The organism is Nonomuraea phyllanthi, assembly GCF_006334985.2.
GTDB lineage: Bacteria > Actinomycetota > Actinomycetes > Streptosporangiales > Streptosporangiaceae > Nonomuraea > Nonomuraea phyllanthi.
In genome coordinates this window covers 76554-98923 of record NZ_VDLX02000017.1, presented here as the reverse complement: position 1 = coordinate 98923, position 22370 = coordinate 76554, and the positions used below count along the sequence as shown (strand labels likewise).

At 71.8% G+C, this 22370-nt stretch carries 23 protein-coding genes and 1 tRNA gene; 9 read left to right on the top strand and 15 right to left on the bottom strand.

What is annotated here, in order from left to right; translation table 11 throughout:
- Positions 1-25: 25 nt before the first annotated feature.
- The 4 genes from FH608_RS36805 to FH608_RS36790 form a co-directional block, all read right to left on the bottom strand.
- Positions 26-2182, bottom strand: a complete 2157-nt coding sequence (locus tag FH608_RS36805; RefSeq protein WP_139635003.1) for an NACHT domain-containing protein — start codon at positions 2180-2182, stop codon at positions 26-28.
- A 290-nt stretch (positions 2183-2472) separates the two neighbouring features.
- Positions 2473-3096, bottom strand: coding sequence for a DJ-1/PfpI family protein (locus FH608_RS36800; protein ID WP_139635002.1), 624 nt, complete (start codon positions 3094-3096; stop codon positions 2473-2475).
- 162 nt (positions 3097-3258) lie between these two features.
- Positions 3259-4884, bottom strand: coding sequence for an L-glutamate gamma-semialdehyde dehydrogenase (gene pruA / locus FH608_RS36795; RefSeq protein ID WP_139635001.1), 1626 nt, complete (start codon positions 4882-4884; stop codon positions 3259-3261).
- Positions 4884-5801 carry a proline dehydrogenase family protein gene (locus FH608_RS36790; RefSeq protein WP_139635000.1) on the bottom strand — a complete coding sequence of 306 codons (918 nt, stop codon included), beginning with the start codon at positions 5799-5801 and terminating at the stop codon, positions 4884-4886. The genes pruA and FH608_RS36790 overlap by 1 nt, the downstream gene beginning before the upstream one ends.
- Positions 5802-5876: 75 nt before the next feature.
- Here FH608_RS36790 and FH608_RS36785 point away from each other — a divergent pair, with 75 nt between their 5' ends.
- Positions 5877-6950 carry a PucR family transcriptional regulator gene (locus FH608_RS36785; RefSeq protein ID WP_139634999.1) on the top strand — a complete coding sequence of 358 codons (1074 nt, stop codon included), beginning with the start codon at positions 5877-5879 and terminating at the stop codon, positions 6948-6950.
- A gap of 9 nt (positions 6951-6959) precedes the next feature.
- Here the strand turns inward: FH608_RS36785 and FH608_RS36780 are convergent, their stop codons facing one another.
- The 3 genes from FH608_RS36780 to FH608_RS36770 form a co-directional block, all read right to left on the bottom strand.
- A complete protein-coding gene (locus FH608_RS36780; RefSeq protein ID WP_193318831.1) occupies positions 6960-7685 on the bottom strand; it encodes a glycoside hydrolase family 16 protein in 726 nt (241 codons plus the stop codon).
- Between the two features lie 87 nt (positions 7686-7772).
- On the bottom strand, positions 7773-8876 hold the full coding sequence (locus FH608_RS36775) for a glycosyltransferase (RefSeq protein WP_139634997.1): 1104 nt from the start codon (positions 8874-8876) through the stop codon (positions 7773-7775).
- A gap of 106 nt (positions 8877-8982) precedes the next feature.
- The gene (locus FH608_RS36770) at positions 8983-10809 is read right to left on the bottom strand and encodes a SpoIIE family protein phosphatase (protein WP_139635136.1); all 1827 of its coding nucleotides are present in this window, start codon (positions 10807-10809) and stop codon (positions 8983-8985) included.
- A 79-nt stretch (positions 10810-10888) separates the two neighbouring features.
- On the opposite strand from FH608_RS36770, the gene FH608_RS36765 reads away from it, so the two are divergent.
- Positions 10889-11590 (top strand): ANTAR domain-containing response regulator, encoded by a 702-nt coding sequence (locus FH608_RS36765; protein ID WP_226900228.1) that lies wholly within the window; start codon positions 10889-10891, stop codon positions 11588-11590.
- Positions 11591-11610: 20 nt separating this feature from the next.
- Here the strand turns inward: FH608_RS36765 and FH608_RS36760 are convergent, their stop codons facing one another.
- Positions 11611-11967, bottom strand: coding sequence for an STAS domain-containing protein (locus FH608_RS36760; RefSeq protein WP_139635135.1), 357 nt, complete (start codon positions 11965-11967; stop codon positions 11611-11613).
- A gap of 176 nt (positions 11968-12143) precedes the next feature.
- On the opposite strand from FH608_RS36760, the gene FH608_RS36755 reads away from it, so the two are divergent.
- The gene (locus tag FH608_RS36755; protein ID WP_139634995.1) at positions 12144-12914 is read left to right on the top strand and encodes a SigB/SigF/SigG family RNA polymerase sigma factor; all 771 of its coding nucleotides are present in this window, start codon (positions 12144-12146) and stop codon (positions 12912-12914) included.
- A gap of 23 nt (positions 12915-12937) precedes the next feature.
- Positions 12938-13351 carry an ATP-binding protein gene (locus tag FH608_RS36750; RefSeq protein WP_139634994.1) on the top strand — a complete coding sequence of 138 codons (414 nt, stop codon included), beginning with the start codon at positions 12938-12940 and terminating at the stop codon, positions 13349-13351.
- 56 nt (positions 13352-13407) lie between these two features.
- Here the strand turns inward: FH608_RS36750 and FH608_RS36745 are convergent, their stop codons facing one another.
- The 4 genes from FH608_RS36745 to FH608_RS36730 all read right to left on the bottom strand — a co-directional run bounded on the left by FH608_RS36745 (position 13408) and on the right by FH608_RS36730 (position 15434).
- Positions 13408-13605 carry a hypothetical protein gene (locus FH608_RS36745; protein ID WP_139634993.1) on the bottom strand — a complete coding sequence of 66 codons (198 nt, stop codon included), beginning with the start codon at positions 13603-13605 and terminating at the stop codon, positions 13408-13410.
- Positions 13606-13611: 6 nt separating this feature from the next.
- Positions 13612-14385 carry a hypothetical protein gene (locus tag FH608_RS36740; RefSeq protein WP_139634992.1) on the bottom strand — a complete coding sequence of 258 codons (774 nt, stop codon included), beginning with the start codon at positions 14383-14385 and terminating at the stop codon, positions 13612-13614.
- A 7-nt stretch (positions 14386-14392) separates the two neighbouring features.
- Positions 14393-14938 carry a hypothetical protein gene (locus tag FH608_RS36735; protein WP_139634991.1) on the bottom strand — a complete coding sequence of 182 codons (546 nt, stop codon included), beginning with the start codon at positions 14936-14938 and terminating at the stop codon, positions 14393-14395.
- A 70-nt stretch (positions 14939-15008) separates the two neighbouring features.
- Entirely contained in the window at positions 15009-15434 is a 426-nt protein-coding gene (locus FH608_RS36730) for a helix-turn-helix domain-containing protein (protein WP_139634990.1), read from the bottom strand.
- 95 nt (positions 15435-15529) lie between these two features.
- Between FH608_RS36730 and FH608_RS36725 the strand changes: the two genes are divergently transcribed.
- Positions 15530-15603, top strand: a tRNA-Pro gene (locus tag FH608_RS36725).
- Between the two features lie 174 nt (positions 15604-15777).
- On the opposite strand, the gene FH608_RS36720 is transcribed toward FH608_RS36725, so the two are convergent.
- Positions 15778-16398: a dihydrofolate reductase family protein gene (locus FH608_RS36720; RefSeq protein ID WP_139634989.1), complete on the bottom strand. Its 621-nt coding sequence runs from the start codon at positions 16396-16398 to the stop codon at positions 15778-15780.
- 246 nt (positions 16399-16644) lie between these two features.
- On the opposite strand from FH608_RS36720, the gene FH608_RS36715 reads away from it, so the two are divergent.
- Together FH608_RS36715 and FH608_RS36710 are read left to right on the top strand one after the other, a co-directional pair.
- Entirely contained in the window at positions 16645-17334 is a 690-nt protein-coding gene (locus FH608_RS36715; protein ID WP_193318830.1) for a TetR/AcrR family transcriptional regulator, read from the top strand.
- 22 nt (positions 17335-17356) lie between these two features.
- On the top strand, positions 17357-18574 hold the full coding sequence (locus FH608_RS36710) for a cytochrome P450 family protein (RefSeq protein WP_226900227.1): 1218 nt from the start codon (positions 17357-17359) through the stop codon (positions 18572-18574).
- A gap of 18 nt (positions 18575-18592) precedes the next feature.
- Here FH608_RS36710 and FH608_RS36705 read toward each other — a convergent pair whose 3' ends face one another.
- Positions 18593-19231, bottom strand: coding sequence for an ArsR/SmtB family transcription factor (locus FH608_RS36705; protein WP_139634987.1), 639 nt, complete (start codon positions 19229-19231; stop codon positions 18593-18595).
- A gap of 68 nt (positions 19232-19299) precedes the next feature.
- On the opposite strand from FH608_RS36705, the gene FH608_RS36700 reads away from it, so the two are divergent.
- Together FH608_RS36700 and FH608_RS36695 are read left to right on the top strand one after the other, a co-directional pair.
- Entirely contained in the window at positions 19300-20541 is a 1242-nt protein-coding gene (locus FH608_RS36700; RefSeq protein ID WP_139634986.1) for an MFS transporter, read from the top strand.
- A gap of 56 nt (positions 20542-20597) precedes the next feature.
- Positions 20598-21404: a serine/threonine-protein kinase gene (locus FH608_RS36695; RefSeq protein ID WP_139634985.1), complete on the top strand. Its 807-nt coding sequence runs from the start codon at positions 20598-20600 to the stop codon at positions 21402-21404.
- Between the two features lie 131 nt (positions 21405-21535).
- Here FH608_RS36695 and FH608_RS36690 read toward each other — a convergent pair whose 3' ends face one another.
- Positions 21536-22285, bottom strand: a complete 750-nt coding sequence (locus tag FH608_RS36690) for a lysophospholipid acyltransferase family protein (RefSeq protein WP_139634984.1) — start codon at positions 22283-22285, stop codon at positions 21536-21538.
- Positions 22286-22370: the final 85 nt, after the last annotated feature.

Sequence of the window (22370 nt, the reverse complement as noted above, 5' to 3'; positions counted from 1 at the left end):
TCGATCCCCGGCTCGCCCCGCACCGTCACCCCGGCAGCCGCGTTCCGGCCTCCTCTCCGCTGTCCGAGGAGCCGCCGCCGTGCGGTTCCGGCCCTGGAGGCGGCGGTACGGGGTGCGCGGCCAGGTAGTCCTGCAGCTCGCGGTGGCGGAACTGGTAGGCGATGCCGGACGTCCGCAGCAGCCCCGCGTCGTAGCACCGACGCAGGAAGCGCCCGAGGCGCCACGGCAGCCGCCCGCGCACGGACAGGAGGAGGCCCAGGTAGCGGCGTGACAGCAGCAGTGACCAGGACGTCACGAGGGACATGGCGAACACCGCGCCCGCGGCCACCGCGGTCACGGACGGGAGCCCGTCCAGCAGCTCTCCGAACCCGAGCCCCAGGATGAATCCGAACCCCGGGCCGAAGGTGAGCGCGGCCACCACGGTCCGTACGGCCTCGTTCCGGATGATCGCCCCCGGGTCGGCGCCGCCGCGGAAGCCGTCCCTCGGCTCCGGGATCGCCATGCCGATGCCGAACAGGACGGCGAAACCGAGCGGCAGCCACAGCGGGAGGTCGATGTCGAACGCCATGATGGGCGCCAGTCCCGCGAGGAAGCCGCCCACGGCCGCGAACACGCCGTCCACGACGGCCTTCCTGCGGTCACGTCCGCCGTGGAGGCGGCGGGCGCCCACGTCGTCCGCCGCGGACCACACCTCCCGCCAGGCTCTGACCGGCTCCCACACCAGGCCCAGAGCCACCAGGCCGGGCAGCCAGATCAGCATGAACGCCGAGACCGTCCGTCCCGATATCCGGCCGTCCACGATCTCGGTCTGCGCGAGCACCAGGGCCAGGGCTGCGGCGACGACGGCGACCCCGGGAAGGCACGTGATCAGGGCCACCAGCGCGCCGATGGCCCGCGGGCGGTCCCCGGCCAGCGGCCACAACCGGTGCAGGACGAGATCGGTGCTGGACAGCACGCGTCCGTGGAACGGCGGCCGGGACGCGTTCGCGCGCAGGTGGCCGGCCAGGACGGACAGCCAGGCGTGGGCCCGCCCGGCGCCCGGCCCCTTGCCCGCCGGGTCCGCAGCGGCCAGGCGGGCGGGGATGAACAGGCCGAGGAGGTGCTCGCGTATGGACAGTTCGTCGGCGAACTCCGTGAGGGCGCGGGGCGAGCGCACGTAGCGCCCGGTGACCGGGTCGCGCTGCTCGTAGACGCTGACCGCCAGGGTCAGCCGCCACGGCGTGTCCAGCGCTCCGGCCAGGACGTGACCGTCGCGGGTCAGCGCGTCGAGGACCGGCTGCCAGCGTTCGGGGTCGCGCTGGTCGGTGACGGCCTGGACGAACCGCCATGCCTTGTCGCCGGTCACCCGGTTCACGTCGACGCGGACGACGCGGCGGGGAGCGGCCTGGTCGGCGACCAGGGCGTCGTACTGGTCGGCCCGGCAGGTCACCACCAGGCTGCAGCGTTCGAGCCCGTGCTCGTAGTCCTCCAGCGCGCGCAGCGCCCGGGCGGCCCGCGACCCGTAGCCCGGCTCGTCGGTCTCGTCCATCTCGTCCAGCCCGTCGATGACGGGCAGGATCTGCTCCGCCTCCACGAGCGTGCGCGCGACCACCGGCTTCAGGTCGTACGTCGCCGCGAGGTGCCGGGCGAGCATGTCCTTCACCGGCACGTCGGGATCCAGGCTCGTCGCGGAGATCCGTACGGGGATGGGTTCGCCGGGCCGCCTGCCGGCGAGGAGTTCCAGGATCAGCTCGATCGCGAGGACGGTCTTGCCCGAACCCGCCGCGCCGGCGATCACCAGCCGTCGCGGCGCCGGGAGGTCGCGGAAGTAGGCGGCCACCCGTTCCAGGCTGCCGCGCGGCGGAGCGGAGACGGGGCCGTCGGTGGGGTGGAAGGCGAAGTCCACGTCGATGACGGCGTCCCTGCCCTTGCCACCCACCAGTTGCGCCCGCTGCGCCTTCTCCTCCGCCGGCACCCGCTGGGCCAGCCGCGCCGCCGCCGCCTGCACGTCGGTGTCGGCCAGCCGCCGCGCCTGCCACCACGAGACGGCGGTGATGGCGGTGCCGATGAGCGCGAATCCGGCGCTGACCGGGTCGACGTCACCGGGATAGCGCGTCCACAGCCGCAGGGCGGCGGCGACGACCAGGACCGTCCCGATCGCGACACCCGCCGAGAACCACCAGGTTTTCGTACGCCGGCTCACGGTCCTAGCATTCCAAGCGGACGGCCGCAGTGGGGCGGGAAAAGCCCGAAGATCCACGCCGATCCGGCCCCCGGCCCGCGATCAACGTCCGGGTCTCCCTGCGGCAGCGCCCCGCCTTTCCTGGACCGGCGACCACCTGGCCGAGATCCCGCGCCTGATCGAGGACAGGCGCTCTAAGGACCCGTGCCGGTCCTCTTCTCGCTCGCGTCGCGGGAGTTCAGGCACATCGAACTGCAACGGCATCTCGCCCGGCGGCTGCACCAGCCGTGATGCTCGCCGGCCGGAACAGGTCAGGTGATGAGCTTGAGGGCGCGCTCGGGCGTCCCCTCCGGCGCCGTCCTGGGGGTGCCGGCCTGGAACGGCGGGTGCGGGTCGTACTCGATGGCCAGCTGCACGGCCTGCGCCGTCTCCACGTCGGCGGCCTGCGCCAGCAGCGACAGCGCCATGTCGATCCCCGCCGACACCCCGGCCGCGGTCACGATCTTGCCCTGGGTCACCACGCGCTCGCTCACCGGCTCGGCGCCGACCTGCCGCAGCAGGTCGAGCAGGGCCCAGTGGGTGGTCGCCGTCAGCCCGTCCAGGAGCCCCGCCGCGCCCAGCAGGAGCGAGCCCGTGCAGACCGAGGTGGTCCACCGGGTGTGCTCGTGGGCCTGCCGGATCCAGCCCACCAGCGCCTCGTCGCCCATGACGTCGAGCGTCCCGGTGCCGCCAGGCACCACGATGACGTCGGGGCGGTCCAGCTCGGCGTACGAGGCCGTGGCGGCCAGATTCAGCGAGCCCCTGTCGTCGGTGACCGGGCCGGCCTGCTCCGCGACGAACGTGACCGTCCAGCCGGGCGCGAACGCCAGCACCGTGTACGGCCCGACCGCGTCGAGCGCGGTGAAACGGGGGTAAAGCGGGATCGCCACCTGCATCCCTCCATGCTGGGGGCGGGCGGTCACGGCGTCAACGGCACGAAGACGGCACACCACGACGGCACACCACGACGGGCGGGACATGACGCCATGAGCCCCCGGGGCAGGACCGGGGGCTCATGGCGCGCGAAATGGACGATATTACGGGATAAACCGTATAAATCAGCCCATGTGCGGGTAACGGTGGTCGGTGGGCGGGACGAACGTCTCCTTGATCGTGCGGGCATTCACCCAGCGGATCAGGTTGAAGATCGAACCGGCCTTGTCGTTGGTGCCCGAGGCGCGCGCCCCGCCGAACGGCTGCTGGCCCACGACCGCGCCCGTCGGCTTGTCGTTGACGTAGAAGTTGCCCGCCGAGAAGCGCAGCCGCTCGGAGGCCGCCGCGATGGCGTAGCGGTCCTGGGCGACGACCGACCCGGTCAGCGCGTACGGGGCGATGTCCTTCATCTGGTCGAGCACCGCGTCGAAGTCGCCGTCGTCGTAGACGTGCACGCCGAGGATCGGCCCGAAGTACTCCTTGACGAAGATCTCGTCGGCCGGGTCGGCGCACTCCAGGACGGTCGGCTTGACGAAGTAGCCGACGCTGTCGTCGTACGAGCCGGTGAGCACGTCGATGTTCGCGGCCGCCCGCGCCCGGTCGATGGCCTCCTTGTGCTTGGCGAAGGCCCGCGCGTCGATGACCCCGCCCATGAACGTCGACAGGTCACCCGCCACGTCGCCCACGGTCAGCGACTCGGCCAGCGAGACGAAGTCGTCGCGCATGCGGCTCCACAGCGAACGCGGCACGTACGCCCGCGAGGCCGCCGAGCACTTCTGCCCCTGGTACTCGAACGCGCCCCTGATCAGCGCCGTGGACAGCACGCCCGGGTCGGCGGACGGGTGGGCCAGCACGAAGTCCTTGCCGCCGGTCTCGCCGACGATACGCGGGTAGCCGCGGTAGCCGGCGATGTTCTGGCCGACGGTGCGCCACAGGTGCTGGAACGTCGCCGTCGAGCCGGTGAAGTGGATCCCGGCCAGTTCGGGGTGGGCGAGCGCCACCTCGGAGACGGCCTGCCCGTTGCCGGTGACCATGTTGATCACGCCGGGCGGCAGCCCGGCCTCCTCCAGCAGCCGCATCGTGAAGTGCGCGGCGAACTGCTGGGTGGGCGACGGCTTCCAGACAACGACATTCCCCATCAAAGCGGCAGAAGTCGGCAAATTTCCTGCGATGGCGGTGAAGTTGAACGGCGTGATCGCCAGCACGAACCCTTCGAGCGGCCGGTACTCCATCCTGTTCCACACGCCGGGCGAGGACAGCGGCTGCTCGGCGTAGAGCTGCCGCGCGTACGACACGTTGAAGCGCAGGAAGTCGATCAGCTCGCAGGCGGAGTCGATCTCCGCCTGCTGCGCCGACTTCGACTGGCCGAGCACGGTCGCCGCGTTCAGCGTCGCCCGCCACGGGCCGGACAGCAGCTCCGCCGCCCTCAGGAAGATCGCCGCCCGCTCGTCGAACGGCAGCGCCCGCCACGCGGGCGCAGCCGCCAGCGCCGCGTCGACGGCGTCCTGCACGTCCTGGGCCGTAGCGTCGTTGGTACGGCCCAGGACGGAGGCGTGGTTGTGCGGTTGCACCACGTCGATGGCGGCGCCCGCGCCGAGGCGCCGCTCTCCGCCGATGGTCATGGTCAGGTCGAGCGACGACCCGGCCAGCTCCTTGATGCGGTCCTCCAGCGCCGACCGCTCGGCGCTGCCCGGCGCGTAGCCGAGGACGCGCTCGTTGGCGGGCACGGGGACGTTGCTGATGGCATCCATTACTTACCCCCAAGGGCACGAAGGAAGAAGGCGACGTTGGCGGGGCGCTCGGCCAGGCGGCGCATGAAGTAGCCGTACCAGTCGTCGCCGTAGGGGACGTAGACACGGACCGTGTGGCCGGCTCCCGCCAGGGCCTCCTGCCGGTCGGTCCGGATTCCGTAGAGCATCTGGAACTCGTGGTCGCCGATCGTCCGCCCGAACCGGTCGGCGAGCAGCTCCGTGATCGCGATCATGCGATCGTCGTGCGTCGCCACCATGGGGTATCCCTTCCCCGCCATGAGGATCCGCAGGCATCGCACGTACGCCTTGTCCACGGCGCTCCTGCCCTGGTGCGCGACGGAGGCCGGCTCCCGGTAGGCGCCCTTGACCAGCCGCACCCGCGAGCCCTCCACGGCCAGGTCGCGGCAGTCCTGCTCGCTGCGGAACAGGTACGCCTGGATCGCCACGCCCGTCGCCGGGTAGTCCTCGCGCAGCTTGCGCAGGATCGTCAGCGTGGAGTCGACCGTGGTGTGGTCCTCCATGTCGAGCGTGACGGTCGAGCCGGCGGCCGCGGCGGCGGCGCAGATCTCGCGGGCGTGCTCCAGCGCCATCGCGTCGTCGAGCCGCTGCCCGATGGCCGACAGCTTCACCGACACCTCGCCCCGGGCGCCCAGCTCCAGCGGCCTGACGGCCTCCAGCAGCGTGAGGTAGGCGTCCGTGGTGTTCTCGGCGGCCCGCGCGTCGCGCGTCTCCTCGCCGAGGTGGTCGACGGTGACGGCCAGGTTCGCGTCGCGCAGCCGCTCGACGGCGACCCGCGCCTCCTGGACACCCTCTCCGGCGACGAACCGCTCGACCACCTTCCTGGTGAGCGGGAAGCCCGACACGGTACGGCGTACGACGCCGCTCCGCGAGGCGGCGAGGAGCAGGTGACCCAACATGCTTCGAGTCTAAAAACCCAGCTCAGCGGGGGCCATCGACGTGCGTAACGCCTGATGTGGCAGGCTGTCGTACAAATGCACAACACGGCCGACCTGCAAGAGATCGTCGACGAGATCGCCGCCCGGCTCGGGGCGTCCGCGACGCTGGAGGACCGCTCGTTCCGGCTGCTGGCCTACGGCGCGCAGCACGGCGACATCGACACGGTCCGCCAGGAGTCCATCCTGCGCCGGCGCGCCACCGGCGAGGTGCGCGACTACTTCGAGCGCTACGGCATCGCCAGGGCCGCCGGGCCCGTCCGCATCCCCGCCGACGCCGAGCTCGGCGTGCTGGCCAGGGTGTGCTGGCCGCTGCGCCACGGCGACGTCACCTACGGCTATTTGTGGCTGCTCGACTCCGGCGCGCTCACCCACGACCCGGCCGCGCTCGACTCGGTGGCGCCACTGGTGGCCAGGGCCGCCGCCGAGCTCGCCCAGGAGGCCAGGAGCAGGCAGGACCTCGGTCGGGGGCTGCTCGCGCTGTTCTCCTCCGACCCGGCCGAGCGGGCGGGCGCGTCCATCGAGGTGCCCGGCCTCGTCACGACCGGCCCGGTCACGGCCGTGGCCGTCCGCGAGTCCGCCGAGCGCGTGGCCGCGCTCTGGACGCTCCCGCGCGGGGTGCTGGCCCGCACCGGCTCGCCCGTCGCGGTGCTCGCCCCCGCCCACCTCGCCGGCGAGGTGGCCCAGACCCTCCAGAGCGCGTACGGCACCGCCGCCGGCATCGGCGCCCCCAGGACCGACCCGGCCGACGCCTGGCTGAGCTGGCGCGAGGCCCGCCAGGCGCTGCGCGTCGCCGAGCACTTCCCCCGGCACGCCCCCGTCGCCCGCTGGAAGGACCTGGGCGCCTACCGCCTGCTGGCCCGCCTCGCCGGGCCGGACCTGCGCGAGCTGGCCGGCGAGACCGCGTCGCTGGACGCCGAGCTGGCCGAGACGGTGGAGGTCTACCTCGACCACGGCGGCCACGCCCAGAAGGCCGCGGCCGAGCTCGGCATCCACCGCCAGACGCTCTACTACCGGCTGGGCAAGGCCGAGCGCCTCACGCACAAGGACCTGTCGGACGGCGACGACCGCCTGGCCGTGCACCTGGGGCTCAAGGCCGCCCGGCTGCTCTAGGCTCGCGCGTCAAAGCCTCGGAGCCTTGTAGATCTTGACCCAGTCGACGTACATCGACACGGTGGCGGGCGTGCCCGAGTCGCGGCAGCGGGGCTCGCACACCACGTCGTTCTGCAGCGCGAGGCCCATCTCGCGGCCCTCGGGCACGTACGCGCCGCGGTAGTCCCACAGCTTCCTGCCGTCGAGCCAGAACGTCATCCGGCCCGGCAGCCAGTCCACCGCCACCGTGTGCCATGTGGTGAAGTCGGCCCGCAGCTGCCGCTGCGCCCGGCCGTGGCCGCCGTGCACGAAGATCCCGCCGCCCTGCCGCTTCGGGTCCACGATCTCGGCGAAGTCGACCTCGGCGTAGTCGCCTCCCTCGCCCTGCGCCGTCGGCCACAGCAGCGCCACGGGCGTGTACCCGGCGCCGGCCTCGGCCTTGAACCTGACCTCCCACCGGCCGTAGCGCTGGGCGAGCTTCGTGGCGACCCCTCCCGAGAGGTCCTTGCCGCCGTACATGCCGCCCTTGAGGCGCAGCATTCCCTTCCCGACGGTCGTGGCCCTCCCGGTGCGCGGGTTACGGTCGGCGCGGGGCGAGTGGTAGATCATCCATTTCTTGGTGTTGACGGACGAGCCGTTGAAGTTCTCCACGAGGACCGGGTCGCCCCAGCCCGCCGTCTCGGCCTGTGCGGTCTGCGGAAGCGCGACGACGCCGAGGAGCGTCACCGCCGCCAGGATCGGACTGCGTGTCACCATGCGCTCCATCGAACCAAAGATGTCACTCCGGTAACGTCCGTTCCGGAAATCCGCATGGAGCGCGGCGGCGGCCCGCCGGGCGGAAGGTCAGGCGCAGGCCGCCTCGTAGACCCGTACGAGCTCCTGCCCCACCCGCTCCCACGAGTAGCGCGAGCGCGCCCGGTCGGCCCCGGCATAGCCCAGGGCGGTGCGCAGGGTCGGGTCCCACAGCAGTTCCCGGGCCAGCCGCGCGGTGCGCGCCGGCCGGTCAGGCGGCACGAGCAGCCCGGTGACGCCGTCGATGACGGAGTCCAGGTGCGCGCCGACCGCGGAGGCGATCACCGGCACGCCGCAGGCCATGGCCTCCAGCGCGACGATCCCCGTCACGGCCTCGCGCGGCACCGACACGACGGCGTCCGCGCTGCGCATGAGCTTCGGCACGGCGGCCCGCTTGACCTGGCCGAGGAGCGTCACCCGGTCCTCGACGCCGAGCTGCTCGGCCAGGGCGCGCAGCCTGCGGGCGTCCCTGTCGTCATCGAGGTCGTCCGGCTCGGGGCCGCCCGCGATGACCAGCTCGACGTCGCCGAGCCCCGGCAGCGCGCGGACGATGGTGTGGGCGCCGCGCTCGGGCGTCAGCGGCCCGACGTGCAGCAGGCGCTTGCGGGTGCCGCGCGTGGCCACCGCGCCGCGGCGCTGGAAGCGCTCGGTGTCGACACCGTACGGGACCACGGCGATGTTGCCGCGCGGGACGCCGAGCCTGATCAGCGCCGACTCCTCGTCGCCCGAGCCGGCGATGACCGCGTCGGCCCGGCGGCCCAGTGCCAGCTCCAGCTCCTTGTGCACGGCGTCCACGGTGTGGAACGTCTGCGTGACGGGCACCCCGAGGTCCTTGGCCGCGGCCACGGCCGCCAGCCCGCCCGTCCACGAGTGCGCGTGGATCACGTCGGGCCGGTCCTGGTTCCACCGCTTCGTCAGGTGCTCGCCGACGTCGTTCAGGAACGGCGCGACGTCGTCGTCCGCCAGCTCCAGCGCCGGCCCCACGTCGATCTGCTCCAGCGTGACACCCGGGGCCACCCGCGTCTTGGGCTTGCCGTCGGCGTTGTCACGGCGGGAGTAGATGGTGACGTGGTGCCCGCGGCCGAGCTCGCGAGCGACGGAAAGGATGTGGTGCCGCCGGCTACCCGTGGCGGCGGTGACGATCGCGATATTCATGGCACACCTCAGCGTGGAAAGCCTCAAAGGTGTGCCTGCGTCTTAGGCACGTCGTTCTACGCCTTCGACCATACCCAGGTTTGAGCCGATCGCAAACCCCCACAGATCAGACACCTCGGACAGCGAGGATCACGATCTCGTCCCACACCCGGCCGCCCGAGAAGGTGCTGCGGTCCGCCTCCACCGTCTTGACCACGGTGGACGGCGACTGGCCCGCGCACCGGCCGAGCACGTCGGCCAGCCGCTCCTCGCCGTACGGCTCGCCGCGCTCGTTCCTGGAGGAGATCAGGCCCTCCGAGTAGAGCACCAGCGTCTCCCCCACGGCGACCGTCAGCCGCTCGACCCCGGTCTCCGCCTCGGGGGCGATGCCGAGCGGCACGCCGCCGCCCGCCGCGAAGCGCACGGTGCCGTCGGCCTGCAGCAGCGCGGCGGGATGGTGCCCGGCCGACGACAGCCTGACCTCGCGGCCCTTGACGAAACCCGTCACCGCCATCACGAACATGCCCGTGCCCTGCGCCACCAGGGCCTCGTTGACCTTGCGCATCACCAGGTCGGGGTCGGACTCCCAGACGCTGAGCACCCGCAGGCCGCCGCGTACCATCGCGCTGACCGAGGCCGCCTCGTCGCCCTTGCCCGCGGCGCCGCCCAGCGCGAACGCCCATCCCCCCGACCTCGGGAAGACGTCGTAGAACTCGGCGCCCACCGACGAGCCCGGGTGGTAGACGGCCGCCGCCTCGTAGCCGGGCACGTCGGGCAGGCTGACCGGCGCCACGCTCGCCGCGAGCGCGTCCGCGGCCCGCGAACGGCTCTGGAAGCTGCTCTGGGCGCGTACGGCCAGGCCCAGCTGCAGCCCCACCTCCTGCATGACCGCCAGGTCGGAAAGCGAGAACGGCCGCCGGTCGTGCGTGCGCACCAGCGTCAGCACGCCGTCAGCGGCGCCGATCGGCACGCACAGCATCGAGCCCGCGCCCATCGTGGTCAGCAGCGGCCCCTCGGCGCAGAACCCGAGCAGCGTCTCGTCGTCCACCATCTCCTGCACCACGCCCGACCCGCGCTCCAGCACCTGGGCCACGACCTGGGCGCCCGCCGGGTCGGCGGACTCCACCTGGCGGACGAGCCCGCCCAGCGGCTGGTTCTTCGGCGCCACCACGGCGGAGCGGTGCGGCAGCCCGTCGCGGACCATGTCCGCGATCACCCAGTCCGCCCACTCGGCCGCCAGCAGCCGCGTCGCCCTCGGCAGCGCCACCGGCCGGCGCAGCGACTCCTCGTCCAGCAGCAGGCCGGCCATCTTGACCAGCAGGTCCTGCCGCTTGGCCGCCGCCATCAGCAGCGCGCCGTCCGTCTGCTCGGGCCGCCGCGCGCCCGGCTCCGGCAGCTGCACCTCGATGGGCAGCGCCACCGCCGCCACCATCTGCTGCGGCTCTCCCGGCATGGTCAGCCGGGTCAGCGCCACCTGGACGACGTGCGTGCGCCCCTGGTGCGCCAGCCGCGTCTCGAACGCCGCCGGCTGCCCGGTCTGCAGCACCGCCGTCAGGTGCGACCTGAACGCCGCCCGCCGCGACACGTCCACCAGCAGCGGGAACGAGCGGCCCACCAGGTAGCCGTCAGGGCTGCCCAGCATCCGGGAGGTCTCGGGGTTGATCCGCCTGACCACGCCGCCGCTGTCGAGCACGATGACCGGGACGGGAAAGGCCCGGAAGACCTGGCGCAGCAGCTTCAGCTCCCGCTGCGCGCCGTCCTTCTTGCCGCCCGCGCGCTTGGGCGCCTTCTGCAGCGCCTCACGGGCCTCGGCCAGCAGTTCGGCCGCCGTGTCGAGCTCGGCGAGCGCGGCGTCGAGCGTGGGCGCGAGGTCGGCGGGATACGCCGTCCTCGCCTCACGCAGGGACGACACGCGCCCGGCCAACGCGTCCAGCGCGTGTTCGAGGTCCGGCATGGTCACCCTCTGACGCTACGACACAGGGGATATCACTAGCCATATCGGGTAGGGCCTTGTTGCTATGGAATCGACTGCGATGATCACCCCCGGTCTCGCCCGAGACCTCGCCACGCTCGGCCGGCTGGGCGAGGACACCTCGACGGAGAGCGTGCTGCGCGGGCTCACCACGGCGCTGGCCGCCGGCGTCCCGGGCTGCTCAGGAGCCTCCGCCGAGCACTGGCGCGACCACCGCGTACTCGTGTCCGGCTCGCACAGCGAGCTCATCACGCTCGTCGAAGGCGAGCGCGAGATCGGCGAGGGACCCTCCATCGAGGCCCGCCAGAGCGGCGGGCGCGCCGCCGTGAGCGACGTGCTGACCGAGACCCGCTGGCCCCGCTACGACGCGCTGGCCACCCGCTGGGGCGTGCGCTCCGTGCTCGTCGTCCCCGTCGACGTGGCGCCCGCCCTGCTGCTGATCGGGCTGTACTCGGTACGCCCGGGCGCGTTCTCCCCGCAGGGCGCCCACTCGCTCGCCGACATGCTGACCGAGCAGGTCGGGGTGGCGATGGCCAACATGTGGGAGTTCGACGAGGTGCGCACCGACGCCGCCCAACTCCAGGAGGCCCTCGCCGGGCGGTCCCTGATCGACCAGGCCAAGGGCATCATCATGCAGACGAGCGGGTGCACCGCCGAGGCCGCCTTCGAGGAGCTGCGCAGGATCTCCCAGCACCACCAGGTCAAGGTGGCCGACCTGGCCAGGCTGCTGGTCGACGAGCACCAGCGCAAGTCGAAACGCTGATCCCCTGGTGCCGGCACCGGTCAGCCGATGGCGGCCAATGCGTCGTCGAGCGTGTCGTACAGCGGCAGCCGCTGCGCCAGCCCGGTGATCCACATCACCTTGGACTTGGAGTATTCGACCCCGATGAGCGCGAACCTGGAGCCCGAGGACAGGCTGGTCTGCCAGTGGTGGACGATGAGGCCCAGCGCCCGCGAGTCCATGAACGTCACCCCGGCCAGGTCGAGGATCAGGTCGGCGCCGGCCATGGACAGGTAATCGGCGAACTGCTCGCGGGTCGTGGCGTCGAGCACGCCGTCGACCCGGATCACGGTGATCTCGTCCACCGTCGACGACGTCAGGCTCAGGGCCGCCACGGACCCCTCGCCGTTCTCGGGCATTGTCACGGAGCAACCCTACTGTCACCGCACAAGGGAGGAATACTTCCACAGATACGGGGGACACTTGTTGCGGAGTCCAGCAGCGGGCTTTCGTCTCGAGAGTTGAGCGAGGCGTGCCTCTGCCTGGGCTTTTCCTGCTGGGGGGAGGCCGCCTGCGACCCATATGAGGAGCAGCGATGGCTGTGCAGGAATACGTCCTCGAGGAGATGACAGCGGAAGAACTCCTGGCCGAGATGGCCAGGGAGGGCACCCCCGACACTCAGCGGGAGCGGCTGCGTGAGCGCATCGTCGAGATGCACAGGCCCCTCGCCATGGAGATCGCCCGGCGCTACCGCTACCGCGGCGAACCTCTGGAGGACCTCCTCCAGGCCGCGTACGTCGGCCTGATGAAAGCCGTCAACGGCTTCGACGCCACTCTCGGTCACGCCTTCAGGGGCTACGCGGTCGTGACGATGACCGGCGAGGTCAAGCGGCACTTCAGGGACCGCACGTGGGCCATCCGGGTGCCGCGCCTCTACCAGGAGCGCCGCTCCGAGCTCAACCGGCTGGTGGCCGACCTCAGCCAGGACCTCGGCAGGTCGCCGACCGTGGCCGAGCTGGCCGCCAAGATGAACATCACCGAGGAGGACGTCCTGCTCACGCTCGACGCCTCCGCGGCGTACAGCACGCTCTCGCTCGACGCGCCGCTCGGCACCGACGACGACGCCGCCTCGCTCGGCGACGTGATCCCCGAGGACGACGACACGCTGAGCACCATGGTCGACAGGGAGGCGGTCAAGCCGCTCATCGACGCGCTGCCGTCCCGCGAGAAACACATCCTGCTGCTGCGCTTCTTCGGCAACATGACGCAGGCCGAGATCGCGGCCGAGTTCGGCATCTCGCAGATGCACGTCTCGCGCATCCTTCGCAAGGTGCTCGACCAGCTGCGCTCCGAGCTGGTCGGCTGATCGGCTGAGAAGAAGGTCGCCGGGTGAACGAGGACGCGGAGCCTCAGTCGGGCTACACGAGCCCGCCGCCCGGCGTGCCCGTGAAACGGCTCCGCTTCCGGCTGCCGGACCTGCCGCGGGTCCGGCAGTTCGCCGAGGGCGAGGCCCGTCACGCCGGCATGCCCGAGGAGACCATCGGCGACTTCGTCATCGCGGTCAACGAGGTGGCGACCAACGCCGTCACCCACGGGGCCGACCAGGCCGTCCTGCGCACGTGGCTGGTCAACGGCGACCTGGTCGTGGAGGTGCACGACGACGGCGTGTGGAAGCCGGGGCCGATGCCCGGGGCCGTGGGCGGGATGGGGCTGTGGGTGGCCCGCCTGCTGTCGTCCGAGCTGACCCTCGACGCGGGGGACGCCGGCAGCACCGTCGTCATGCGCTTCCCCGGCAAGGATTGACACATCATTCGGGAGACCGCCTTTGGGGCGGTCTCCCTTCGTGGGTACGTGTGGGCCTATCGGCGGGCTCGTCCGCGCCAGTTGCCGTATCCCGTACGGATACTCGCCGTGCCGACGCCTGCCTGGTGCAGGGCCAGCAGGGTCAGCCCCAGCAGCACGAACGTCATGCCGGAGATCCCGCCGGGGATCCTCGCGCCGACCAGGTCGAGCAGGAAGCCCAGCCCGAAGATGATCGCTGCGACCACTGCGAGCATGTCAGGTCACCTCTTTCCCTGGCTCTGAAGACTCGCCTGGCTCCGCAGGCCGTGGTCTCCGCCCTGGTGGCTGGAAAGGGCCAGCAGGCTCTCCAGGACGGTCCGGTAGTCGCGCAGCGCCAGGCGCAGCTGCTCGGTGTCGGAGGACTCGGCGCCCTTCCAGCGGTCGCGCAGCGCGTCCGTACGGCTGGTGAGGCTGCTGGTGAGGGACTCCACGACCTCGCCGACCAGGCCGTCGGCGCGCTGCACCGCCTCGCCCGGGTCGTCGACGAACGACGTCTGCAGCTCGCGCCAGCGGGCCTGCACCTGCTCGGGGTCCTGGTCGAACAGGGTGACGTCGCCGGGGGCGGCGTGCGCCGGCACCTCGTCGGGTGCCGTGGCGTAGGGCTCACGGTACGGCGTGCCGCCGTCATCGTCCGGGACGGCCACGCCGCCGGACCGCGCCTCGGGGTCCGTCACGTCGCCCGGCCGCAGCGTGTCGCCGGGATCTGACACGTCGCCAGGACGTGCCGAGGGATCGGGGTCGGCCAGGTCGCCCGGCCTCAGCGCGGGATCAGGGTCGGCCACGTCGCCATGGTGTGCCGCGGGATCGGGACCGGTCGCGTACCCGTCGTCCTCCTCCTCGGGGCGAGGGCCGCCCGCCACCAGCCGGTCGTCCGGAGCAGCGGGGGTGTCGGGGGTGGAGCGGAAAGAGGTGTGGTCATCTCGGCTGTCGTAGTCGTCATCGGGGTGTCCCGGGCGCGCGCGTTCGTCGTCGCCGCCGGGAGTGGGGGTGGTCATGTCGTCCTCACCGTCCTCGCGAGGTCTCGTGCAGCAGTTCCTCGAACAGCGCGCGGTAGTGCACCATGGCCTGCCGCAGGTCCTCCGTCGAGGCTTCCTTCCTGGCCGCCCGCCCGCTGATCTCGTGAGCCGTCCTGTAGTGGTCGAGGGTGGCCGCGTGCCCCACCGACAGGGTGGACAGCCGCTCGCCGAAGTCCTCCGTGGGGTAGCCGCGTTCCGCCATCACGGCCGTGACCAGCTGATCGGCCTCGGTCACCGCGAACCCGGGCGCGTCCACGAAGCGCTCCTGCACCTCGGTCCACCGGTTCGCGTACGTGTCGCGGGACTCGTCCGTCAGGGGGTGGATGTCAAGCTCGGAATGCCGCCGCTCCCGGTCGAGCAGTTCCTGCTCGGCGTCGCGGCGGTTGTCGTGTTCCGCTACCGCGCGCTCGTACTCGGGGCCGAAACGTTCGCGGAGATGACCGCGACGCTGCTGCTGCAGCACGAGATAACCCACTGCGGCGAGCGCCACCACCGCGACCACGACGACGGCCACCCAGATGAAGGTGGTCATGATGTTCGCCTCCGGTCTCTGTGTTGAGACCAGCGACTGCCCTCGAACAGGCGGGTTGAAACTCGCCCCCTCAGCGGGCCTCCATCCCCTTCCTGGCCGCGGCCAGCACGGCTGCGACATGTGAGCCGCCTGGTGGAGCGGGGACCTCACTGAACCCTTCAGCCGCGTCGTAGCGCACGTCGAGGCCCTCGTCGACGAGCCGCTGCGCCCACCGCAGCGCCGTGTTCAGCCGCTCGGCCGCCGGCGGCTTCCCCTGGGCGGCCGCCGACAGGTTGCGCAGATTGGTGGCGGGCCCGGACTGGGCGTGCACGCGAGCCAGCTTCCACGGTACGGCCCCGCTGTGGTCCAGCATCGGCTTCGCCAGCCCGGCGGCCCGCTTGGCCTGCATCACCCCGGACTCGCTGACCCCGAAATGCGCGGCCAGCTCCTGCACGCTCAGGCCGTCGGCGACCAGCCTCGCCAGCTCCCGCCGATCGATGGTCGGCTTGCGCCCCACCCGGGCACCTCCGCTCCAGCTCTCCGTGTACGCGTGTACCCCCGATGTGCGCTAAGGTTATGTCGTCCCGCTCCGCAGGGAGCGGCCGACACGACCGGGACGTAGCGCAGCTTGGTAGCGCACTTGACTGGGGGTCAAGGGGTCGCAGGTTCAAATCCTGTCGTCCCGACGGTGCAGCAAGGCCTGTCGGCCGGGGAAACCCTGGCCAACAGGCCTTTTTGCTGTGCGTTCGGCGTGCTTGCGATCACCTGGACAGGCCGAAGCCGACGACCATCGCAAGAAGTCCTGATCTCCGCCCCGCTCAGACCCGGCTGTTCACCGGGCTTGAACACCGCCCCCCGGCTCAGGACAGCACGCGGTAGGTCACGTGCGTGACCGAGGTCGCGGCTCGCGACTTCACCTGCTCGAGCTTCAACGGCGGGACGCCCTCGAACAGCCGCGTGCCGGCGCCGAGCGTGAGCGGCACGAGGTGCAGCCGCATCTCGTCGATCAGGCCGGCGGCGAGGTACTGGTTGATGGTGGTCGCGCCACCGGCGATCACGACATCGCCGTCGCCCGCCGCGGCGCGTGCCTGCGCCAGTGCCGGCTCGATCCCGTCGGTGACGAAGTGGTACGTGGTGCCGCCGTCCATCGGCTGCGGATCGCGCGCGTAGTGGGTGAGGACGAAGACCGGGGCGTGGAACGGCGGGTCATCGCCCCACCAGCCGTTCCAGCGCCGATCCCATTCGCCGCGCACCGGGCCGAACATGTTCCGCCCCATGATGAATGCCCTGGCGGCGGAGAACTGGTCGACCTCGGCGCGGTTCTCCTCGGGAGTGTCGAACATCCAGGCGTGCAGCCTGTCGCCCGAGCCGTCGCCGCCGTCGTCGCCGAACGGGCGTTCCTCGGTCTGGTCGAGCCCGGCCGAGTACCCGTCGGCCGAGATCGTGATGTCGCAGATCACCTTGCCCATGCGGTGGGTCATCGCTCTCTCCTTCTCGTCGCGACCTCCGTCGCCTTCGCGGCGAACGTAGCGACCGGCCGTCGCGGCGGCCAATACGCGGCGGTGCCCGTGGCCGGATTTCTGGGGAACGTGTCCGGACGGCCGACGCGACGCACGGCGTCTCGCCTTTTGGTTCCGGGCGGGCTGGCGGCGGGCATCCGGGAGGCGTACCGTTGACTGCATGACTCGATTGGAGATTCCGGTCAACGGGTCATGGAGGAGATGCGCATGAGCGACGAGCGGGCCGACTGGATCCTCGACGCCGCCGGGGAGCTGCTGGTGTCGTGGGGCTACCGCCGGGTGACGATCGAGGACGTCGCGCGCCGGGCCGGCATCGGCAAGGGCACGGTCTACCTGCACTTCAACACCAAGGAAGTGCTGTTCCTCACCGTGCTGATGCGGGCGCAGGCACGCATCACCGAGCGGTTCCTGGCCGCGTTCGAGGCCGACCCGTCCCACGCGCTCCCGAGCGAGCTGTCCCGGCTGGTGTACCTGTGGGTGCACGAGGACCCGATCATCCACGTGATCATGACGGGCGATCCGGAGACCCTCGGCACGCTGGTCCGCAGCGGCGCCGACCAGCTCGGCTCGCTCGTCAAGGCGCGCTGGCGGCTCATGGCCGACTACTTCGCCATCATGCGCGAGCACGGCGTCGTCCGCGACGACCTGGAGCCCGGGGCGTGCCTGTACGCGTTCGCCTCGATCCTCACCGGATTCGTGAGCGTCGACGCGTACGGGGCGGACACCGACGTGCCGCTCGAGGCCAGGGCCGAGGCGCTCGTGCACGTCATCAGATCCTCCTTCGAGGCCCCCGGAGCGGCCGGGCGCGTGAGCGCCGCCGCGCCCCAGGTGGCCGAGCTCTACCGGACCATGCGCGACCTGCTGGTCGAGGAGATCGACCGGCGGAAACTCACCTGAACCTCACCTGAGTGGAGGAACCGTGAACGCCGTCAACCTGACAGATCCCGAACTCATGCGGGACCCTTTCGGCGGCTTCGCCCGCGTCCGGGAGGAGGGGCCGATGGTCAGGGCCTCCTTCCCCGGAGAGGTCAAGCAGATGTGGCTGGTCACCCGCTACGAGGACGTGAAGACGGTGCTCGGCGACACCCGCTTCGTCAACAACCCGGCGAGCGTGCCGGGGATGCGGGTGGACAACATCCGCGAGCAGCTCATCGCCGCCAGGGGCATCGACAAGGAGCTGGCGACGTACATCATCGACAGCATCCTCGACGTGGACGGGCCCGACCACATCAGGCTGCGCCGGCTGGTCTCCCGCGAGTTCACCGCCCGCCGCGTGATGGACCTGCGCCCCCGCATGGCCGAGATCACCGGGTCGCTGCTCGACCGGCTGGACCGCGAGACGGACCTGATCGAGAACTTCGCCTACCCGCTGCCGATCACGGTCATCTGCGAGCTGGTCGGCGTGCCGGAGGAGGACCGCCCGGCCTGGCGCGACCAGGGGCGGGCCATGATGACGCTCGTGCCCGGCGGGGTCAACGAGCCGCTGCGGCGGATGGTCGAGCTGAGCCGCGACCTCATCGAACGGCGGCGCGCGGAGCCGGGCGGCGACCTGCTGTCGGCGCTGATCCGCACCCACGACGAGGACGGCGACCGGCTGAGCGACATCGAGCTGATCACCATGCTCATCACCCTGGTCCTGGCCGGGCACGAGACGACCGCGCACCTCATCGGCAACGGCACCCTGGCCCTGCTGACCCACCCCGACCAGCTCGACCTGGTGAAGAAGGACCCGGGGCTGTGGCCGCGCGCCGTGCACGAGCTGATGCGCTGGTGCGGGCCGGTGCACGGCACCAGGACGCGGTACGCGGCCGAGGACGTCGAGATCGACGGGCAGACGATCAAGAAGGGCGAGGGGGTCATCGCGATCCTGGTCAGCGCCAACCTCGACCCGCGCCGCTTCGGCGACCCCGAACGGCTCGACCTGACCCGCGAGCAGGACTCCCGGCGCGAGATGCACGTCGGCTTCGGCCACGGGCTGCACTACTGCCTGGGCGCCGCGCTCGCCCGCAACGAGGCGGAGATCGCGTTCAACGCGCTGTTCAGCCGCTTCCCCGACCTCGCCCTGGCGGGGGAGCCGGAGCGGCAGTACATGCCGATGTCCTGGCGTCTGGCCTCCCTGCCCGTCCGGCTCTCCTGAGGCTCCCCTAGGGCTCTCCTAGGACGCCGGCTCGTCCGGGGCGTCCGAGGCGTCCGAGGCGTCCCGGCCGGCGCCCAGCGGGAGCACGTCGAAGTGCACGACCACGTGCCCGATCGACGGATCGCGGGGGCCGGCCGGGCCCGGCTCCCTGCCCTCCGACAGCGACCGGTATCTCTGCAGCACCTCGAACACCTCGTCCCGCAGCGCGCCCGTCTCCTCCGGGGTGAGCCGCAGCGAGCGCCGCCCGTATCCGCTGACGCGCACCCACTCCTCGGGCGCCCCCGGCTCCTCCTCCCGCCACCGGGCCAGCTCCGCCCCGCGCTGGCGCACCAGGTCGTCGAGCAGGAACTCCAGCGCGCTCGCCGTCTCCGGATCGGCGGCCGCGTCGCCGTACGAGTAGCCGCCCGGCGTGACGCGCCAGTATTTCTCCTTGCCGCGCCCCATCCCCTGCGCCACCTCGATCAGGCCGTGCCTGGCCAGCTCCCTGAGGTGGTAGCTGGTCGCGCCGGTGTTCTGCCCGAGCAGCGCGGCGAGCCTGGTGGCGGTGGACGGCCCGTGCTCGTCCAGCAGCTCGTACATCCGCAGCCGCAGCGGGTGGGCGAAGGACTTCAGCGCGTTCGCGTCGAGAGTCCGGGCGGAAAAGCTCTTGCTCCCCATACTGTGCAAGCCTATCTTTGCAAAGGAATCTATGCACACTTTCCCTTACACACTATCGGAGGGCCGCCGTGGGGCGTTCGTTCGGTTACCTTTGGTCCTCCACCGCGCTGTCCAACCTGGCCGACGGCGTGCTCAAGGTCGGCGCGCCGCTCCTCGCCGTCTCGATGACCCGCTCCCCCACCCTGGTGTCGCTGGTGGGAGCCGCCGCGACGGCGCCGTGGCTGCTGTTCGCGCTGTACGCGGGCGCGGTCGCCGACCGGGCCGACCGCCGCCGCGTCATGGTCGTGGCCAACGTCGCCCGCGCCGCGGTCCTCGCCGTCGCGGGTGTGCTGGCGCTGCTCGGCCTGCTGGATCTCTGGCTGCTGCTGGCGGCGCTGCTCATCGCCGGCGTGTCCGAGGTCTTCGCCGACCTGTCGGCGCAGTCCGTCCTGCCCATGACCGTCCCCGAGAGCGACCTGACCAGGGCCAACGGCCGCGTCTCCACCGCCCAGATGATCGGCAACGACTTCGTCGGCGCCCCGGTGGCGGGCCTGCTCGTCGCCGCGCTCCCCGCCGTCGTCTTCGGCGGCCCCGCCCTCCTGTACGGGGCCGCCGGCCTGCTGTTGCTGGGCATGCGCGGCACATACCGGCTGGCGCCCGGCACGGAGGGGAGGCGGCCGGTACGGCGGGACATCGGCGAGGCGCTGCGCTACCTGTGGTCGCACCGGATGCTGCGCAGCCTGGCCGTCGCGGCGGGGACGCTCAACCTCGCCATGGCCGCCTACTGGGCGGTCTTCGTGCTCTGGGTGGTGGGCGACGGGTCGCGGATGGGGCTGGAGCCGCGCGCGTACGGCCTGATGATGACCACCTTCGCCGCCGGGGCGGTGCTCGGCTCCCTCGTGTCCGGGCGGGCCTCCGCGCTCTTCGGGGAGTTCCGCACGCTGGTGGGCGCGTGGCTGGTCAGCAGCCTGCTGCACCTGGTGCCGGTGATCGCGCCGACCCCCTGGGCGCTCTACCCGACCGCCGTCCTGTGGGGCGTCACCGGCGCGGCGGCCAACGTCCTGGTGATCTCGACCCGGCAGCGGCTGATCCCCGCCGAGTTGCTGGGCCGGGTCAATTCGGCATACCGCCTCGTCGGCATGGCCGGGATGCCGCTCGGAGCGGCTCTGGGAGGCGTCATGGCCGAGTTCGCCGGGCTTGGCGCCGTCCTCGTGGGCGCCTCAGGGGTATGTTTGGTGGGCGTCGGGCACGTGTGGCGCGCCGGTTCTGGCCGAATTTCTAGGCCCCTGACCAGCGAACCCACACTTTCCGACATATCCAGATCACGTTAGGCACCCTATGGCCTGTGCCGAAGTGACATGATTATCCCCGAGCATGAGGGGATGGTATGCGGGAGATCGGCGGACGGTACCTCCTGAACGAGGAGGCCGGTCGTGGGGGTATGGGCGTCGTCTGGCGTGCGTTCGATCAGCTCCTCCACCGTACGGTGGCGCTCAAGGAGCTGACCTTGGCCGGAGAGGTCGAGATGGTGCGCCGCCGGGTGCTGCGTGAGGCCAGGATGGCCGCGGGACTCACGCATCCCAACATCGTCACGGTGCACGACCTGATCGAAGAGGGCGGCAAGCTCTGGATCGTGATGGAATACCTCGACGGGTTGTCGTTGCACCAGTTGCTCTCCCAGGTGGGCACGCTGCCCGCGCAGTCGGTGGCCGCCATCGGCCAGCACCTGCTCGCCGCGCTGCGCACCGCCCACCAGGCCGGGGTGCTGCACCGCGACGTCAAGCCCGCCAACGTCATGCTGACCGGTGACCGGGTGGTGCTGACCGACTTCGGCATCGCGACCGCCGAGGGCGACATCCGCATGACCACCTCCCGGCGGCTGCGCGGCACGCCCGCGTTCATGGCGCCCGAGCGGCTGCACGGCGGGCCGGCCAGCAAGGAGGCCGACATGTGGTCCTTCGGCGCCACCCTCTACAGCGCCGTCGAGGGCCAGCCGCCCTACCCCGGGCAGGACGCGGCCACGGTGCTCGGCATGGCCCGCAGCGGCCCCTACCCGCCGCCCCGGCGGGCCGGGCTCATGCGGCCGCTGATCGAGGGGCTGCTCCACCACGACCCGGTGCGCCGCTACACGCCGGAGCAGACGGCGGGGCTGCTGGCCGGCATGCGCGCCAGCGCCTACCAGGCCGCCATCTGACCCCGATCACCCGCGGTTGAGGAGCCCCGCCGCGCCGGCGCCGATCCCGTTCCCGCGATCGGCGCCGGTGAGGTTCCTTCGACGGGCGGTCAGCCGTTCCGCGAGCGCGCGACGCCGCCTCGTCCGCGAGGTCAGTCGTCCCGCGCGGCCCGCGACGCCGCCTCGTCCGCGTCCATCTTCGCCGCCTCCTCCGGGGTCGGCGCGGTGCCGCCCAGGTGGGCGGGCTGCCACCACACCCCCGGCGGCACCTCGGGGTAGGTGCGCTGCGCCCGGTCCACCAGCGCCGACAGCCGGGTGTGCAGGTCGGCCGCATGGTCGTTGACGTTCTCGCCGCGCTTGGGGTGCATCGGCTCCCCCACCAGCACGGTCATCGGGATGTGCCGCTGGGTCAGCTTGCGCGGCCGCCCCTTGGTCCAGAAGCGCTGGCTGCCCCAGAGCGCGACCGGGATGACCGGCGTGTTCGTGGCCTGGGCCATGCGGATGGCGCCGTTCTTGATCTCCTTGACGGTGAAGGACCGGCTGATCGTGGCCTCCGCGAAGACTCCCACCACCTCTCCGGCCTTGAGCATCCGCAGCGCGGTGGCGTAGGAGCCGGCGCCCGCGCCGCGATCCACCGGGATGTGGTGCATCCCGCGCATCAGCGGCCCGGAGATCCGGTGGTCGAACACGTCCTGCTTGGCCATGAACCGCACCAGCCGGTGGGAGGGCAGGGCGGCGAACCCGGCGAAGATGAAGTCGAGGTAGCTGATGTGGTTGCTCACCAGCACCGCTCCCCCGGTCCGCGGCACGTGCTGCGTACCCTCCATGTGGAAGCGGACGTCGAGCACGCGAAACAGGGTCCGCGCGGCGGCGATCACCGGCGGGTACACGATCTCAGCCATGACCAGAAGGTAGCCTACTCGGGCACGTGTCACGGTAGCAGGGAGCCGCGTTCCCCGGCGGGGCGCGGCGCTCCGACGCTTGCGT

What these genes read in the sequence shown, in the direction of transcription:
- pruA (WP_139635001.1), bottom strand. Translation starts at nt 4,884, where the DNA reads ATGGATGCCATCAGCAACGTCCCCGTGCCCGCCAACGAGCGCGTCCTC.
- FH608_RS36785 (WP_139634999.1), top strand. Translation starts at nt 5,877, where the DNA reads ATGCACAACACGGCCGACCTGCAAGAGATCGTCGACGAGATCGCCGCC.
- FH608_RS36780 (WP_193318831.1), bottom strand. Translation starts at nt 7,685, where the DNA reads ATGGTGACACGCAGTCCGATCCTGGCGGCGGTGACGCTCCTCGGCGTC.
- FH608_RS36695 (WP_139634985.1), top strand. Translation starts at nt 20,598, where the DNA reads ATGCGGGAGATCGGCGGACGGTACCTCCTGAACGAGGAGGCCGGTCGT.
- FH608_RS36755 (WP_139634995.1), top strand. Translation starts at nt 12,144, where the DNA reads ATGGCTGTGCAGGAATACGTCCTCGAGGAGATGACAGCGGAAGAACTC.
- FH608_RS36735 (WP_139634991.1), bottom strand. Translation starts at nt 14,938, where the DNA reads ATGACCACCTTCATCTGGGTGGCCGTCGTCGTGGTCGCGGTGGTGGCG.
- FH608_RS36770 (WP_139635136.1), bottom strand. Translation starts at nt 10,809, where the DNA reads ATGCCGGACCTCGAACACGCGCTGGACGCGTTGGCCGGGCGCGTGTCG.
- FH608_RS36720 (WP_139634989.1), bottom strand. Translation starts at nt 16,398, where the DNA reads ATGACCCACCGCATGGGCAAGGTGATCTGCGACATCACGATCTCGGCC.
- FH608_RS36745 (WP_139634993.1), bottom strand. Translation starts at nt 13,605, where the DNA reads ATGCTCGCAGTGGTCGCAGCGATCATCTTCGGGCTGGGCTTCCTGCTC.
- FH608_RS36790 (WP_139635000.1), bottom strand. Translation starts at nt 5,801, where the DNA reads ATGTTGGGTCACCTGCTCCTCGCCGCCTCGCGGAGCGGCGTCGTACGC.
- FH608_RS36690 (WP_139634984.1), bottom strand. Translation starts at nt 22,285, where the DNA reads ATGGCTGAGATCGTGTACCCGCCGGTGATCGCCGCCGCGCGGACCCTG.
- FH608_RS36715 (WP_193318830.1), top strand. Translation starts at nt 16,645, where the DNA reads ATGAGCGACGAGCGGGCCGACTGGATCCTCGACGCCGCCGGGGAGCTG.
- FH608_RS36775 (WP_139634997.1), bottom strand. Translation starts at nt 8,876, where the DNA reads ATGAATATCGCGATCGTCACCGCCGCCACGGGTAGCCGGCGGCACCAC.
- FH608_RS36705 (WP_139634987.1), bottom strand. Translation starts at nt 19,231, where the DNA reads ATGGGGAGCAAGAGCTTTTCCGCCCGGACTCTCGACGCGAACGCGCTG.
- FH608_RS36800 (WP_139635002.1), bottom strand. Translation starts at nt 3,096, where the DNA reads ATGCAGGTGGCGATCCCGCTTTACCCCCGTTTCACCGCGCTCGACGCG.
- FH608_RS36740 (WP_139634992.1), bottom strand. Translation starts at nt 14,385, where the DNA reads ATGACCACCCCCACTCCCGGCGGCGACGACGAACGCGCGCGCCCGGGA.
- FH608_RS36765 (WP_226900228.1), top strand. Translation starts at nt 10,889, where the DNA reads ATGATCACCCCCGGTCTCGCCCGAGACCTCGCCACGCTCGGCCGGCTG.
- FH608_RS36760 (WP_139635135.1), bottom strand. Translation starts at nt 11,967, where the DNA reads ATGCCCGAGAACGGCGAGGGGTCCGTGGCGGCCCTGAGCCTGACGTCG.